Origin of the sequence: Arthrobacter sp. 9V (assembly GCF_902506065.1) — a bacterium.
Taxonomy (GTDB): domain Bacteria; phylum Actinomycetota; class Actinomycetes; order Actinomycetales; family Micrococcaceae; genus Arthrobacter.
In genome coordinates this window covers 368,462-383,826 of record NZ_LR732912.1, presented here as the reverse complement: position 1 = coordinate 383,826, position 15,365 = coordinate 368,462, and the positions used below count along the sequence as shown (strand labels likewise).

At 62.7% G+C, this 15,365-nt stretch carries 14 protein-coding genes; 9 read left to right on the top strand and 5 right to left on the bottom strand.

The window, feature by feature from the left end; genetic code table 11:
- The first annotated feature begins 15 nt into the window (after nt 1-15).
- The gene (gene araA, locus BACI9J_RS01820; protein ID WP_159732854.1) at nt 16-1,551 is read left to right on the top strand and encodes an L-arabinose isomerase; all 1,536 of its coding nucleotides are present in this window, start codon (nt 16-18) and stop codon (nt 1,549-1,551) included.
- Nucleotides 1,548-2,459, top strand: a complete 912-nt coding sequence (locus BACI9J_RS01815; RefSeq protein ID WP_159732852.1) for an aldose 1-epimerase family protein — start codon at nt 1,548-1,550, stop codon at nt 2,457-2,459. The genes araA and BACI9J_RS01815 overlap by 4 nt, the downstream gene beginning before the upstream one ends.
- A gap of 96 nt (nt 2,460-2,555) precedes the next feature.
- On the opposite strand, the gene BACI9J_RS01810 is transcribed toward BACI9J_RS01815, so the two are convergent.
- On the bottom strand, nt 2,556-3,572 hold the full coding sequence (locus BACI9J_RS01810; RefSeq protein WP_159732850.1) for a LacI family DNA-binding transcriptional regulator: 1,017 nt from the start codon (nt 3,570-3,572) through the stop codon (nt 2,556-2,558).
- 127 nt (nt 3,573-3,699) lie between these two features.
- Here BACI9J_RS01810 and BACI9J_RS01805 point away from each other — a divergent pair, with 127 nt between their 5' ends.
- From BACI9J_RS01805 to panD, 5 genes are all read left to right on the top strand, one after another.
- Nucleotides 3,700-4,101: an L-rhamnose mutarotase gene (locus tag BACI9J_RS01805; RefSeq protein ID WP_159732848.1), complete on the top strand. Its 402-nt coding sequence runs from the start codon at nt 3,700-3,702 to the stop codon at nt 4,099-4,101.
- The gene (rhaI, locus tag BACI9J_RS01800; RefSeq protein ID WP_159732846.1) at nt 4,098-5,264 is read left to right on the top strand and encodes an L-rhamnose isomerase; all 1,167 of its coding nucleotides are present in this window, start codon (nt 4,098-4,100) and stop codon (nt 5,262-5,264) included. Before BACI9J_RS01805 ends, rhaI begins: the two co-directional genes overlap by 4 nt.
- Complete coding sequence (locus BACI9J_RS01795) at nt 5,252-7,312, top strand: bifunctional aldolase/short-chain dehydrogenase (protein ID WP_442858626.1); 2,061 nt, start codon at nt 5,252-5,254, stop codon at nt 7,310-7,312. Before rhaI ends, BACI9J_RS01795 begins: the two co-directional genes overlap by 13 nt.
- Nucleotides 7,313-7,320: 8 nt before the next feature.
- The gene (locus BACI9J_RS01790; protein WP_159732842.1) at nt 7,321-8,823 is read left to right on the top strand and encodes a rhamnulokinase; all 1,503 of its coding nucleotides are present in this window, start codon (nt 7,321-7,323) and stop codon (nt 8,821-8,823) included.
- A 165-nt stretch (nt 8,824-8,988) separates the two neighbouring features.
- A complete protein-coding gene (gene panD / locus BACI9J_RS01785; protein ID WP_201296478.1) occupies nt 8,989-9,420 on the top strand; it encodes an aspartate 1-decarboxylase in 432 nt (143 codons plus the stop codon).
- Between the two features lie 81 nt (nt 9,421-9,501).
- On the opposite strand, the gene BACI9J_RS01780 is transcribed toward panD, so the two are convergent.
- From BACI9J_RS01780 to BACI9J_RS01765, 4 genes are all read right to left on the bottom strand, one after another.
- The gene (locus tag BACI9J_RS01780; protein WP_159732838.1) at nt 9,502-10,830 is read right to left on the bottom strand and encodes a flavin monoamine oxidase family protein; all 1,329 of its coding nucleotides are present in this window, start codon (nt 10,828-10,830) and stop codon (nt 9,502-9,504) included.
- An 11-nt stretch (nt 10,831-10,841) separates the two neighbouring features.
- A complete protein-coding gene (locus BACI9J_RS01775; RefSeq protein WP_159732836.1) occupies nt 10,842-11,174 on the bottom strand; it encodes a cupin domain-containing protein in 333 nt (110 codons plus the stop codon).
- Nucleotides 11,175-11,232: 58 nt separating this feature from the next.
- Entirely contained in the window at nt 11,233-12,036 is an 804-nt protein-coding gene (locus BACI9J_RS24590) for a MoaF C-terminal domain-containing protein (RefSeq protein ID WP_159732834.1), read from the bottom strand.
- Between the two features lie 68 nt (nt 12,037-12,104).
- Nucleotides 12,105-13,586, bottom strand: a complete 1,482-nt coding sequence (locus BACI9J_RS01765; RefSeq protein ID WP_236558302.1) for an APC family permease — start codon at nt 13,584-13,586, stop codon at nt 12,105-12,107.
- A 208-nt stretch (nt 13,587-13,794) separates the two neighbouring features.
- Between BACI9J_RS01765 and BACI9J_RS01760 the strand changes: the two genes are divergently transcribed.
- Both BACI9J_RS01760 and BACI9J_RS01755 read left to right on the top strand, forming a co-directional pair.
- Nucleotides 13,795-14,451, top strand: a complete 657-nt coding sequence (locus BACI9J_RS01760) for a TetR/AcrR family transcriptional regulator (RefSeq protein WP_159732832.1) — start codon at nt 13,795-13,797, stop codon at nt 14,449-14,451.
- On the top strand, nt 14,393-15,304 hold the full coding sequence (locus BACI9J_RS01755; protein ID WP_236558301.1) for an alpha/beta fold hydrolase: 912 nt from the start codon (nt 14,393-14,395) through the stop codon (nt 15,302-15,304). Before BACI9J_RS01760 ends, BACI9J_RS01755 begins: the two co-directional genes overlap by 59 nt.
- Nucleotides 15,305-15,365 lie beyond the last annotated feature (61 nt).

The window sequence follows — 15,365 nt, the reverse complement described above, 5'->3', positions numbered from 1 at the left end:
TCAGGAGCCACCAAAATGCCCAGCGCCAACAGCACTTCCGCCAACAACACTTCCCTGGGGCAGTACGAGGTCTGGTTCCTCACCGGCAGCCAGCACCTCTACGGGGAGGACGTCCTCAAGCAGGTGGCAGCGCAGTCGCAGGAGATTGCCAACGTCCTCAACGCCAGCAGCGACGTCCCGGTGAAGCTTGTGTGGAAGCCGGTCCTCACCGATTCAGACGCGATCCGCCGCACCGCGTTGGAAGCAAACTCTGACGATTCGGTAATTGGCGTCACCGCCTGGATGCACACGTTCAGCCCCGCCAAGATGTGGATCCAGGGCCTTGACGCGCTGCGTAAGCCCCTGCTTCACCTGCACACCCAGGCCAACAGGGACCTGCCGTGGGCTGACATCGATTTCGATTTCATGAACCTCAATCAGGCAGCCCACGGAGACCGGGAGTTCGGGTACATCCAGTCGCGCCTCGGCGTGCCGCGGAAGACCGTCGTCGGGCATGTTTCCAATCCCGAGGTGGCCCGCCAGGTGGGCGCGTGGCAGCGTGCCTCGGCTGGTTGGGCCGCCATCCGCACGCTGAAATTGACCCGTTTCGGCGACAACATGCGCAACGTTGCCGTCACGGAAGGTGACAAGACCGAAGCAGAGCTTCGTTTCGGCGTCTCGGTGAACACCTGGTCCGTCAACGAACTCGCCGACGCTGTTCATGCCTCGGCAGAGTCCGACGTCGATGCCCTGGTAGCCGAATATGAGCGCCTTTACGAGGTGGCTGACGAGCTGAAGGCCGACGGCGCCCGCCACGAGTCGCTGCGGTACAGCGCCAAGATCGAGCTGGGTCTTCGCAGCTTCCTTGAAGCCAACGGTTCCGCAGCCTTCACCACGTCCTTTGAGGACTTGGGCGCTCTGCGTCAACTGCCGGGCATGGCCGTCCAACGTCTCATGGCTGATGGTTATGGCTTCGGTGCCGAGGGTGACTGGAAGACCGCCATCCTGGTTCGCGCCGCCAAGGTGATGGGCGGGGACCTGCCCGGTGGCGCCTCGCTGATGGAGGACTACACGTACCACCTGGAACCGGGCAGCGAGAAAATCCTCGGCGCACACATGCTGGAGGTCTGCCCATCACTGACCGCCAAAAAGCCCCGCGTAGAGATCCACCCGCTGGGCATTGGTGGCAAGGAAGACCCCGTCCGCATGGTGTTCGACACCGACGCAGGCCCGGGAATCGTGGTGGCGCTATCCGATATGCGTGATCGTTTCCGCCTGGTAGCCAACGTGGTGGACGTCGTCGATCTCGACCAGCCGCTCCCCAACCTTCCCGTGGCCCGCGCGCTCTGGGAGCCGAAGCCCAACTTCGCCACTTCCGCCGCCGCATGGCTCACCGCCGGCGCCGCACACCACACGGTATTGTCCACGCAGGTGGGCCTTGAAGTGTTCGAGGATTTCGCCGAAATCGCCAAGACGGAACTCCTCACCATCGACGAAGGCACCACCATCAAACAGTTCAAGAAGGAACTCAACTGGAACGCCGCGTACTACAAACTGGCCGGCGGCCTGTGAGCACCGAATTCACGCTGAGTGCGGGCGGTTACACAGCCGTTGTGACCGCCCGGGCAGCCGCGCTGCGCGTCCTGCAGTTTGAGGGCAGGGACCTCGTTGTCCCGTTTCCGGAGGGCGGTCCCATCCCGGATTACCGCGGCATCATCGCTGCGCCGTGGCCCAACAGGATCGCTGATGGCACGTACAGTTTCGATGGCGTCGAGCATCGCGTGCCCCTCAACGAACCGGAGCGGGGAACCGCCCTGCACGGCCTTGCCTTCCCGCTTGATTGGGCCTTGAAAGAGTCCGACGCCGGGTCCCTGACCTTGACGTGTACGGTGGGGCCCACGGCGGGATACCCGTTCGTGTTGGAGCTTACGGCCCGGTTCACGCTGGATCAGGCCGGCCTGCATACCTCCGTGACTGCCCGGAACGCCGCCGAGGTGGCCGCTCCGTATGGCGTGTGCCCGCACCCGTATCTCGTGGCCGGACCCTCGCCACTGAACGAGTGGGTCCTGGAGTTTTCCGCAGACTCTTTCCTGGAGGTCACGCCGGATCGGCTGCTGCCCGTCGGCTTGAGGCCTCTGGACGGCCACGACTTCGACTTCCGTTCGCCGCGCGCCATCGGCAGCACCGAGATCGATCACGCCTTCACAGGAATAGGGTTCGACGGCGGTCTGGCGCGGTTGTCGTTACGCGACCCGGCGGGCACCGCCGTCGGAAGCTCCGGCGTCGGGATGTCCTGGGACGAAAGCTGCCCATGGCTGCAGATCCATACTGCTGACAAACCGGCACCCATTCCCGGCCGGATCGGCCTGGCTGTGGAGCCCATGACCTGCCCGCCGGATGCCTTCAACAGCGGCACGGACTTGATCCGGCTGGAACCGGGCGCCCAGCACACTGCGTCCTGGAGCATCTACGCCCTGTAGTCACCCAACCGCTGTAGTCACCCAACTGGGGGACAGCAAACGCTCCACTGAGCACTCAGTAGAGCAAGTGCTGTCCCCTACTTGGGTGCGCGGGGGCTAACTGTCAGAGCCCGCAGTGCTTTGGCGCACCACGAGTTCGGGGGTGAACACCACGGACCGGTGCTTGGTTCCGCCGCTCTCCTGTTCCTCGGCAAGCAACTCGATGGCCGTCCGCCCCAGAGCCTCGGTGGGCTGGCGGATGGAAGACAAGGGGACCACTGCGGAGACGGCGAAGTCGATGTCGTCGTAGCCGATCAGCGCGATGTCCTCCGGAATCTTCACGGTCCGGAGCATGGTCAGCGACTGCATGACACCCAGCGCCAAGAGATCGTTGGAGCAGAATACTGCTTCGGGCCGAAGCTCCGGGGCGCGCTCCACCAGGCTGTTGCCTACCTGCCGTCCTGCCAATACGGTCTGACCGGCGGAGTCCAGCACTTCAACACTGGCTCCTGACACCTCGGACGCAGCCCGCTGCGCGCCCTTGAGTCGGCTGGCCACCTGGCGGATGGAGGGCGTACCAACAAAAGCCAGACGACGGCGGCCCAGGTCCAGGAGGTGCTTGGCGGCCAGATACCCCCCTTCCTGGTCATCCACGGAGACGGAGCTGCAGCGATCGGTGTCCGCAAGTTCGTCCACCAGAACGGTGGGCACACCGCGTTCGCGCAAAGTATCGATCCGCTCCCCCACGTCACCCACGGGAGAGATCAGCAGCCCTTGGACGCGCTGTTCCTGGAAGAGGTCCATGTAATGGGCTTCGCGCGAGGCATCCTGCCCACTGTCCCCCACCAGCACCACGGATCCCAGCGCCGTGGCAGCGTCCTCTGCGGCACGGGCTACCGAGGAGAAGAAGGGGTTTCCAACGTCCAGCACAATCAGGCCGATGGTCCGGCTCTGGCCTGCTCGCAGTTGACGGGCGGCATCGTTGCGGACGAAGCCAAGTTCAGCGATGGATTTCAGGACGCGTTCCTTGGTCCTCTGCGAAACCCGGTCCGGGTAATTCAGCACATTGGAAACGGTTCCCACTGCTACCTGGGCGTGGATGGCAACGTCTTTGATGCTGGCTGTCTGGGACATGCTTTCCGATCTCCGCTGGCTGACGTCATTGTGTTTGGAAACGCCTTGACACCCTCCCGTTCACGAGGGTAATTTGAATCGTAACAAATGAAACGATTCAAAGACGAGTGACCCTGGAGAACCGCACATGAGGGTTTGTTTCCGCTCTTCAGTCCAGCCGGAACTGATGAACGAGTACAAGCGGCGCCACGCCGCGGTATGGCCGGAGATGCTGTCCGCACTGAAGAACGCCGGGTGGAACAACTACTCCCTGTTCCTCGCTCCGGATGGTCAACTCATCGGCTATTTGGAATGCGAAGACTACGAGGCAGCCCAGGCCCGCATGGCACTCACGGACGTCAATGCCCGCTGGCAGGCTGAGATGGCAACCTTGTTCGCCAACAGTGACCTCCCTCCGGACCAAGGCTTCGAAGTCGTCGAGGAAGTTTTCAACCTCGAAGACCAACTTGCTGCTGCCGAAATCGTCACAGGTGCAGCCGCCGCCACACACATAGATATAGACCCAGCCAAGCAAAAGGAACAAGCATGAACACCACAGAATCGGCCCTGAGCCGTCTGGGAGAACTGGCCATTGAAGTGCCGTCCTGGGCCTACGGAAACTCCGGGACCCGGTTCAAGGTCTTCGGCACTCCGGGCACTCCGCGCACCGTCCAGGAAAAGATCGCCGACGCCGCCAAGGTCCACGAGCTCACCGGTTTGGCTCCCACCGTGGCACTGCACATTCCGTGGGACAAAGTGGACGACTACGCAGCACTGCGCGAGTACGCCGCAGGGCTTGGCGTTGGCCTGGGCACCATCAACTCCAATACTTTCCAGGATGACGAGTACAAGTTCGGCTCCCTCACCTCGTCCAGCGAGTCCGTGCGCCGCCGGGCCATCGATCATCACCTGGAGTGCGTTGAGATCATGCACGCCACGGGTTCCAAGGACCTGAAGATCTGGCTGGCTGACGGCACCAACTACCCTGGCCAGGACGATATCCGCGGCCGCCAGGACCGCCTCGCGGAGTCCCTGCAGGAGATCTACGCAGGCCTCGGTGACGAGCAGCGGCTAGTCCTGGAGTACAAGTTCTTCGAGCCGGCTTTCTATCACACCGATGTTCCGGACTGGGGTACCTCCTACGCGCAGACCCTGGCCCTGGGTGAGAAGGCGTTCGTCTGCCTGGACACCGGCCACCACGCGCCGGGTACCAACATCGAGTTCATCGTCATGCAGCTCCTGCGCCTGGGCAAGCTCGGCTCCTTTGACTTCAACTCCCGCTTCTACGCCGATGATGACCTGATTGTTGGCGCGGCTGATCCGTTCCAGCTGTTCCGCATCATGCACGAGGTCATCCGAGGCGGCGGTTTCGGCAAGGACTCAGGCGTCGCGCTGATGCTGGACCAGTGCCACAACCTCGAAGAGAAGATCCCGGGCCAGATCCGCTCGGTGCTTAACGTCCAGGAAATGACGGCCCGCGCGCTCCTCGTAGACACGGCAGCACTGTCCGAAGCCCAGCGTGCCGGCGATGTCCTGGCCGCCAACGGCATCTTCAACGATGCCTTCTACACTGACGTCCGCCCGGTCCTGGCCGAGTGGCGCGAATCCCGCGGCCTGCCCGCCGATCCGATGGCCGCCTACAAGGCCAGCGGATACCAGAAGAAGATCAACGAGGACCGCGCAGGCGGCCAGCAAGCCGGATGGGGCGCTTAGAAATGACAAACACAGCCAATGAGGCCGTTCGGCAACTGATTTCCCGTTCCAACCGCCTCGGCGCGGACAAGCGGAACACCAACTTCGCCGGCGGCAACACCTCCGCCAAAGGCATCGAAAAGGACCCTGTAACGGGCCAGGACGTTGAACTCCTCTGGGTAAAGGGCTCCGGCGGCGACCTCGGCACGCTGAAAGCTGAGAACCTTGCTGTTCTCCGGCTGGACCGGCTGCAGGCACTGAAGTCCGTTTACCCCGGCGTCGAGCGTGAAGACGAAATGGTGGCCGCGTTCGATTACTGCCTCCACGGCAAGGGCGGCGCCGCGCCGTCGATCGATACCGCCATGCACGGCCTCGTTGACGCTGCCCACGTTGACCACCTGCACCCGGACTCCGGCATCGCCATTGCGACGGCGGTTGACGGCGAAGCACTGACCTCCAAGGTGTTCGGGGACAAAGTGGTCTGGGTTCCGTGGCGTCGTCCCGGCTTCCAGCTGGGCTTGGACATTGCTGCAATCAAAGAAGCCAACCCGCAGGCCATCGGCACCATCCTGGGTGGCCACGGCATCACCGCTTGGGGTGCCACCAGCGAAGAAGCCGAGGCCAACTCGCTCTGGATCATTGACCAAGCCGAGAATTACATCAAGGAAAACGGCAAGTCCGAGCCTTTCGGTGCCAAACTCCCCGGCTACGGCGCACTCCCTGAGGCTGAGCGCAAAGCCAAGGCAGCCGCCCTCGCTCCCGTGATCCGCGGCCTGGCTTCCACGGACAAGCCGCAGCTGGGGCACTTCAGTGATGACGCCGGCGTGCTTGAATTCCTTGCCGCCGAAGAGCACCCGCGCCTCGGCGCACTGGGCACTTCCTGCCCGGACCACTTCCTGCGCACCAAGGTCAAGCCGCTGGTCCTGGACCTCCCGGCTGACGCCACGATCGAGGAATCGGTGGAACGCCTGAAGGAACTGCACGCCGCCTACCGCGAGGACTACCAGGCGTACTACGACCGGCACGCCGACGCCGATTCACCCGCCTTGCGCGGCGCGGACCCGGCAATCGTGCTGGTCCCGGGTGTGGGCATGTTCTCCTTCGGCAAGGACAAGCAGACCGCCCGCGTGGCCGGCGAGTTCTACCTCAACGCCATCAATGTGATGCGCGGCGCCGAGGCCATTTCCACCTACGCCCCGATCGAGGAATCCGAGAAATTCCGCATCGAGTACTGGGCATTGGAAGAAGCCAAGCTCGCCCGCATGCCCAAGCCCAAGTCCCACGCCACCCGCATCGCGCTGGTGACCGGTGCGGCGTCGGGCATCGGCAAGGCGATCGCCACCCGTTTGGCATCCGACGGCGCCTGCGTGGTGATTGCCGACCTGAACCTTGAGAATGCGCAAAAGGTAGCCGAGGAACTGGGCGGTTCCGACGTCGCCATCGGCGTGCAGGCCGACGTGACCGACGAAGTCCAGATCGCAGCCGCAATCCAAGAGGCCGTGCTGGCGTTCGGCGGACTGGACCTGGTGGTCAACAATGCCGGCCTGTCCATCTCCAAGCCGTTGCTGGAAACCACTGAAAAGGACTGGGACCTGCAGCACAACGTCATGGCCAAGGGCTCGTTCCTGGTGTCCAAGGCCGCTGCCAAGGTGATGATCGATCAGGGCATGGGCGGTGACATCATTTACATCTCCTCCAAGAACTCCGTGTTCGCCGGACCGAACAACATCGCATACTCGGCCACCAAGGCAGACCAGGCACACCAGGTCCGCCTGCTCGCCGCCGAATTGGGCGAGCACGGGGTCCGTGTCAACGGCATCAACCCCGACGGCGTGGTCCGCGGCTCCGGCATCTTCGCCGGCGGCTGGGGCGCGAAGCGCGCAGCGGTGTACGGCGTGGACGAGCAGGAACTGGGCAAGTACTACGCCCAGCGCACACTCCTCAAGCGCGAAGTCCTCCCGGAACATGTGGCCAACGCCGCCGCCGTGCTCACCAGCAACGAGCTCTCGCACACCACCGGTCTCCACATCCCCGTGGACGCCGGCGTCGCGGCAGCTTTCCTCCGCTAGGACCGACAGTGAATTACGGAACCACAGCGGGCACCGCCCCGGCACACGCCGGGGCGGTGTCCGCTCACAACACAGTGTTTGCCGCAATCGACATCGGCGCGTCCTCCGGCCGCGTCATGCTGGGCCGCGTCTCTCCCTCCACAGGCGTGTCCCTCGAGACCATCCACCGCTTCCCCAACGGCGTCATAGAGCTCGACGGCGGCCTCCACTGGGATTTCAAGGCACTGTTCGCTGAGGTACTCAAGGGCTTGGCGGCTGCCGCCTCCGCGGCGCGTAAAAACGGCGAGCGGATCATGAGCATTGGCATCGACACCTGGGCCGTGGACTACGGATTGGTGAACGACGCCGGTGAACTCACCTCGGTGCCGTTCAGCTACCGGGACGAGCGCAGCCGGGCCACCGTGGAGCGGGTCCATGCGGTTGTTTCTCCCGAGAAGCTCTACGCTGCCACGGGCCTGCAGTACCTGCAGTTCAACACGATTTACCAGCTGGCGGCGGAACCGAACCTGGGCGGGGTGCAGGCTCTCCTCATCCCGGATCTGATCGCGTTCCTACTCACCGGTGTTCGCCGCACCGAGGCCACCAATGCCTCCACCACCGGGCTCTTCGACGCCGTGGCGGGCCAGTGGGCCACGGACTTTCTGGATGCACTGGGGCTCCCCAGGGACATCTTCCCGCCGCTCATTCAGCCCGGTGAGACCGTGGGCACACTGCTGCCTGGCATTGTGGAACAGACGGGCCTGCCCGCGGACACCACTGTGGTGGCTGTGGGTTCACACGACACTGCTTCAGCCGTGGCAGCAGTTCCCGCTGCTCAGGACGATTTTGCGTACATCTCCTCAGGGACCTGGTCCTTGGTGGGCGTGGAATTGAACGCTCCGGTGCTGAGCGAAGCCAGCCGCAAGGCCAACTTCACCAATGAGCGGGGAGTGGACGGCACCATCCGGTACCTGCGCAACGTCGGTGGCTTGTGGTTGTTGAGCGAATGCCAGCGTGCGTGGGCCGCCCAGGGATTCACCCAGTCGCTGCCAGCGTTGCTGGACTCAGCCGCTGCGCTTCCTGCCGGAGGTCCACAGATCAACGCGGACGATCCTGCTTTCACAGCCCCTGACAACATGCCGGACCGTATCCGCGCCGCCGTGCGCAACACCGGTGCGGTGCTCCCGGACCGGCCTGCCGCCGTCGTGCGTTGCATCATGGACAGCCTCGCTGCCGGGTATGCCCGGACGCTGGCCGATGCTGAGCGGCTGACTGGCGGCAGTACCAGCGTGGTGCACATTGTGGGCGGCGGTTCGCAAAACCGGCTCCTCTGCCAGCTCACGGCCTACGCCACCGGCAAGGCCGTGATCGCCGGACCTGTGGAAGCGACTGCGCAAGGCAATGTCCTGGTGCAGGCCCGCGCGGCGGGGATAGTGGCCGGCGGGCTGGCCGAGCTGCGTGAACTCGTCATGGCAGGAACCAGGTTGGAGCGCTACGAGCCGGCCCATGAGGTCAGCGGCGTACCTTCCTGACCCTCTTTGGCAAAGGGATGGCCGCGAAACAACCTGCAGCGGTTGCTTTGCGGCCATCCTGCCGTCAATCAAGGTCGGGAAGCCACACGGTCATCGGCGCTAACAACGCGAACGTCTGGTACGTCACAGCGCCGGATGAGGGTGCCGCGCTAAACTGATCGCATTATGATCCGCACAATGTTCAAGTCCAAGATCCACCGCGCAACGGTGACCCACGCCGACCTCCACTACGTCGGCTCGGTCACTGTAGACCTGGACCTCCTGGACGCGGCCGACATCCTTCCCGGCGAGCTCGTCTCCATTGTGGACGTCACCAACGGCGCCCGGCTGGAGACGTACACCATTGCCGGCGAGCGCGGTTCGGGCGTGATCGGGATCAACGGCGCGGCGGCCCACATGGTCCACGTTGGAGACACCGTCATCCTCATCACCTACGCGGAGATGACCACGGAAGAGGCCCGCACGTACGAGCCCCGCGTTGTCCACGTGGGCAAGGACAACAAGATCCTGCAGCTCGGCAACGACCCCGCCGAGGGCCACACTCCAGGGCTCATGCGCCCTCCGCACGCGCTGAACAACGCAGCACACCTCAGCTAACGCTTCAGCTCCGGCTCCACAACGAACGTTCGACGTCGGCACTTAGGTGAGTGCCGACGTCGAACGCGTTTTCGGACTGTTTCAGGACAGGACGGGAGCCTGGAGGCGCGCACCCGCGTCGTTTCGGAGTGCGGATGCTGTTTCGCGGGCAGCATCGAGGCCGCTCTCGATGGCCCCGTCAATGAACCCTCCCCATCCGTTGGCGATGTCAGATCCTGCCAGGCGAATTCTTCCCTCCGGCTGCTGGAGTTCGGCCAGGTACCGGGTGAGGTACCCCGTGTAGTGCATGGGCCACGTGGACCGAGCATATTCATCCGCCACCCAGTCATGTCCGGCGACCTCAAGCACCTTCAAACCGGGGACTATGGCATCAAGATGCCCTTGTGCAGCGGCAACGTCGGCTACATCCACGGCCCCGGCATCGGGACCGAAGCACACAAGGGTGGTGGTGTCCTGATCGATGTACTCGGCTTGGACGAAGTTCAGGGCCGCTGTCTCGGGTCCGAACGCGACGAACCTTTCCTGCCGGCCTTCCACTTTGATCCACAACTTTGCGCCGCGGCCCGCCTGTCCCCTGCCTGCCGCCTCCCTTTTGCCCGGCGACAATTCGGGTTGAATGTCGATGTCGTTGAGCACGCTGAGAGGAAGCGCAAGAATGACCTGGCGGGCCTTGTACTGTTTGCCCGTTTTTGTTGTCACGAGCACTCCCCCGTCATCTTGCTCAATGGCAGCCACTGGCTGATTCAGCCGCAGCTCTGCCGTTGAGTCCGCAAGGATCGCCTCGGCGAAGCGGCGGGTGCCGCCGTCGATCTTGAAGCTGGCGCAGGCCTCGAACATCAGCTGCCAGTCACCACTGGCCACTGCGCACCAGCGCAACGCCTGGGTGTAGGCCGCCTGGCCCAGCCTGCCGTTGAAATTCAGGGTCCAGAAAGATCTCATGAGCTGACGCTGATCTTCCGGGAGGTTCAACTGGTCAATAGCATCCGAAAGTGTGAGCTCGTCAATGTCGGCCACTGCCGGGTTATTCAGAGGTGACCACGGAAGGGGAAAGTAGTGCCGGGCCGCAGCCAGGAGCATGCGATTCGGGCCGTCAAGCAATTCCAGCAAACTTTCGGCACTGCCTTCATGCCTCTGTCCTGCAACGGTCCAGAAGGCCTTGGTGAACTCCGGCCCCGGCAACGCCTTGATCCCGTAGCGCCCCATCTCCGCCCAGACGTACGGCTGGGTCCAGTGCACCCAGGTGCCACCGAGTTCCAGGTCCCGGCCCAGGTGCTCTGCGAGGTGGGTTCGGCCCGCGATGCGGTCCTTCGCCTCGAGCAAGATGGTGGAGTGTCCGCTGCGGGACAGTTCCCTTGCTGCGGTGAGCCCGGCAAAGCCAGCGCCGATAACGACGACGTCGGAGGTTTCCACTTGTCCGTTCCTCAGCTGTAGACGAAGAATTCGATGGTGGGTTCCAGGACACTCCAGCGGGTCATTGCCCCCTTGGACAGTGAAGCCATGGAACCTTCCCTCAGCTCAAGGGTGCTCCCGCCTTTGACCTCAATGCGGAGCCTGCCGGAGATGATGTAAATGGTTTCATCCTGGTCAATCGGCAGGTCGAACGGTTCAGGCGCTTCCTCGGGCGTGACTTTCCAGATGCCGCCGCTGAGCGTCTCGTTTCCGTTGTCTCCGGGGCGGCGAAGCCATTGAACGGTGCCGAGCGCAAACGGTTCAAACGCTGCGTGGTCAAGGTGGGCATGGAAGACCTGGGACATGGGATTGCTCCTCTGGTGTGGATTGCGGAGGTGGGCCTCCACTCAGTGTTTTTGGGTGTCAGTGCTTGTGGGTGTCAGTGGGGTAGCTCGTGGTGTTCAAGACACTGAGCCTGGAGTTGAACGGCAAAGTGACGGGTTCCGCGGCAGGATTGTCCCAACCAAACATCCGGCCGATGGAGCGCTGCTCGCGGAGGTCGATCAGCAGCACTGCTTCAACGGTCATCACCTGTTCGGTCCAGAAGAAGATGTACAGGTCCTCCGCCACGGTCCATGTCATGCAGCGGTCTGTATCAGCGAGCCCCGCTTCCCCTCCCCGGACGCAGTGCCACGTGAAAGTTCCTTGGTTCAGGTAAATGTGCTCGTAGGACTCGACGTCGCTGTAACGGTAGAAGATGCGCTTGCCAACGAGGTCCGCGGACCGCTGGTGCACAGCAGCCCGGCCGCTGGCGTTGGAGTGCGTGAAGTCGGTTGTCCCCCGGACCTTGCCGTCCAAGGTGGCAAACCGGGAGACGGCGGTGGTGAGGGCACCGGTGGTTTGGTCCAGGATGATGGTGACATTCTCGGCGTCGGCGCCTTTGCCGTCGTCTTGTCCACGAACAAAATCGATGATGAAGATTCCAGGACGGGCTTCAATGGCCTTGTAAGCAGCGGTCCCGCCGGCAGCGCCCTCGGCCCAGGTGAGCGCAGAGGGAGTGAGGAAGCTGTACTCGATGGGTGTTCCATCGGCTGCCTGAAGGGAAATAGTTGTGGCAGCCAGCGCTGGAGATGCTGGCAAGGTTTGATCTCCGAAGCCGTCCAGCATGGTGGAAACGGGCGGCCATTCTTCCTCGGGGACGTAGTCCTGCAGTTCAGTGGTGGTCATGATGTGGTCCTTTGTTGGCTTGGACGGTTTTCAGTACTTGGACGATTTCAGTGTTTGGACTACATGGTTCAGACAATTTCTGCGGCGTAGTTAATGGCGGGTTTCTGCTTTCCCCGAATCAGGCCTGCCACAAAGATCAGCGGGATCCCGAGGAGGAGCCAACGGGCTACCCCGCCGGCACCGCCAAGCAGGACGTCATAGTTGTCCAAAGTCAGGTAGCCCACCACTACAAACGCCAGGAGGGAAAGTGCGGGTGCGATCACGGTGACCCAGAGGTTGTCCCGGATCCCGGACCTGGCGAAGTACACCAGGACCGCAGCGGAGGTCAGCAACAGGATGGAGATGAAGCCCGCTGTTCCCAGGGCTACAAACCACGCGAAGACTGTGGCGATCGGGTCTGCGCCGGCCAGGAGGAAGGCGCTGATCACTGCCAGGACAACCAGGGAATTGACCAAGCCGGCAAAGGCAGGTGCCCCTGTTGCGGAAACGGAAGACAACTGGGCAGGGAGTGCCCCTGCCCTGCCGAGAGCAAAAAGGTAGCGGGAGAACATGTTGGACAGACCCAGGAGCATCGCGATGAAGCTTGTGACAACCAGTACCTGCATGGCGAGGCTCAGCCACGCCCCGCCGCTGGACTCGGCGAGGTCGAAGATCATCCCGGACGGATTCTCGCTGGCTAGAGCTTGAATCCCATCGATCCCCACGGCTCCGCTGATAGCCCACGTGGACAACATGTAGAAAACGCCGATGAAGGCAATGACAAGGTAGGCCGCCCGCGGGATGGTACGCCGCGGATTCCTGGCTTCTTCGGCAAAGACCACCGTGGCCTCAAAGCTTGTAAAGCAGGCAAAGGCGAACAACAGTGAGATCCCCAGGCCGGGACCAAAAATGTTCTCCCCCGTGAACCCGGCGAACGTGAAGATTCCCAACCCCTTCTGCATGATGAGGGAGACCACAAGCGCTGCCACCACCAGGGTTTCGCCGAGGATGAGCACTCCCAGCACCTTCAAGCTGGCGTCCACGCCCTTCATGGTCAGGAAGGTAATGAGTCCCATGACTACGACGATCCAAAAATAGACCGGCAGGCCAATGCCGGTGAGGCTTTCCACGAGTTGCTGAGCAAAGACACCGAACTGGGACCACAATCCGATCTGCAGGCTGAGATAGGTCAGGATGGCGATTCCTGCGCCACCGGTGGCCCACTTGTTGCCCAAACCCTTGGCGATGTAGGCAACAAATCCGCCCGCATTAGTGATGTGCTGGCTCATTCTTAGGTATCCCACCGAGAACAGGGCCACCAATAGGGCTGCTATCACGTAGATCACCGGAGTTCCGGGGCCACTCGCGGAGAAGATGACGGGGCTGGCTCCCACCACTGCGGCCATGGGGGCGGCCGCTGCGATGGCGAAGAAGGCAATGGCAACAACGCCAAGCTTGTTCGCCCTGAGCCGGACGGCGTTGGCTGAGGGCCTGGAATCCTTGGCACCGGCCATTGTGGGACCGGCACCTTTGCCACCAACCGGGGCCGAGGTCTGATGTGAATCGTTCATGAGGCTGTTCTTTCCAAAATGCACTGGCATCATCGCCACTGCGGAGGGATAGGGGGCCCTGCCGCCCGGGGGACGAGTGTCGGGGGCGGTGAGGCTGAAGCTGCTCTTGGTGGCGGGTGATCCGGGCCACACTCCAAACTATACGTTTGTATAGTTTGAGGTGTCAATGGGTCCGCTCCCCGGATTTCTTGACCGTTAGACTCGCTGTATGAGCCAGGAAGCACGGAAACTGCCCTACGGAGATGGTCGGGATGCCCTGCTGGCTGCCGTGTTGGATGTAGTGGCGGAGAAGGGCCTGCGGGGAGCAACCTACAGATCTGTTGCCACACGCGCCGGCGTCAACCATGCACTGGTCACCCACCATTTCGGCTCCATGGAGGGACTCCTGGCCGCCACCATGGAATGGTCCGTCCAACGGTCCATCGAGGAAACCGGGCTGTCCGGGATCGCTGACTTCGACGGAAACTTCGCCGACACACTGATCGCTACCGTTTCTGCCGAACCCGAATTGCAGTTATTCCAATTCGAGATGATCCTCGAGTCCAGGCGAAACCCCCGGATCCGGGAGATGGTGGAGCGCCTCTACGCCAACTACGTCAGCACCGTGGAAGAGGCCTTGGCGCGGCGGGGGCTGGACACGCGCAACGAAGCCTCCCTCGCCATTTTTGCCGCCCTTGACGGCCTCATGCTTCAATTCCTCACCATCAGCGACCCTGACCGAATCAGGGCCGCAGTGATTCAAGTGGGGCGATTGATATCAGCGCTCGAAGCCACGAACGGAACCGCCCACAATCCTCCTGCTTGTGATGATTCACTTGGATATGACCATGGGCGAACTGCGCAGCGCGATGACCGAGGACCTTGAGGTCGCATATTTCGACAACGGCCCGGCGGACGGAGCAGTTGCGGTACTCCTCCACGGCTTCCCTTACGACGTGCTCAGTTTTGAATCCGTTGCCCACTTACTGGCAGAGCGGGGGATCCGGTCCATAACTCCGTACCTACGCGGCTACGGTGGAACTCGATTCCGTAAGGCCACGACGCTTCGTTCCGGCCAGCAAGCGGCCGTGGGGCAAGATCTGCTCGATCTCATCGATGCCCTCGAATTGCAGCGTCCAGTGGTCGCCGGGTATGACTGGGGCGGCCGGGCGGCCTGCATTGCCGCAGCCGTGCGGCCTCAAGGAATAGCTGGACTGGTGACAGTTGTGGGCTACGCAATCCAGGACATCGCCTCGTCGGTGGAGCCTGCAGCCCCGATGGATGAGTATCGGGACTGGTACCAGTGGTACTTCCACACCGAACGCGGACGCGCCGGCCTCCAGGCAAACCGCGACGAGCTGTGCCGCCTGCTCTGGCAGTTGTGGTCACCGGAATGGGCAGAGAGCGGCGACGCGTTCACTTACAGCAGTCCCAGCCTGCACAACCCCGATTTCGTTGACGTTGCTGTACATTCCTACCGCCATCGCCATGGTGCCACGGCTGGTGACGATCGATTCAATGAGCTCGAAGCATTTCTTGCGAAATCGCCACCCATCCTTGTACCAACCATTTCGCTGGACGCTCTGGCCGACGGGTTCGGGCCGGACGATTCCGAGCGGGATCGGCATCATTTCGCCGGTCCTTTCGAAATCCGCAAGCTACCGGGCATTGGCCACAACGTGCCTCAAGAGGCACCGCAGGCGTTCGCCAACGCTGTCGCCGATCTTCTCCCTCGCTAATTCGCGCCCTTAAACCGGTCCCGCAGCGTGCGTGTCCAAGGTGAATCGAAGTCCCACCGCT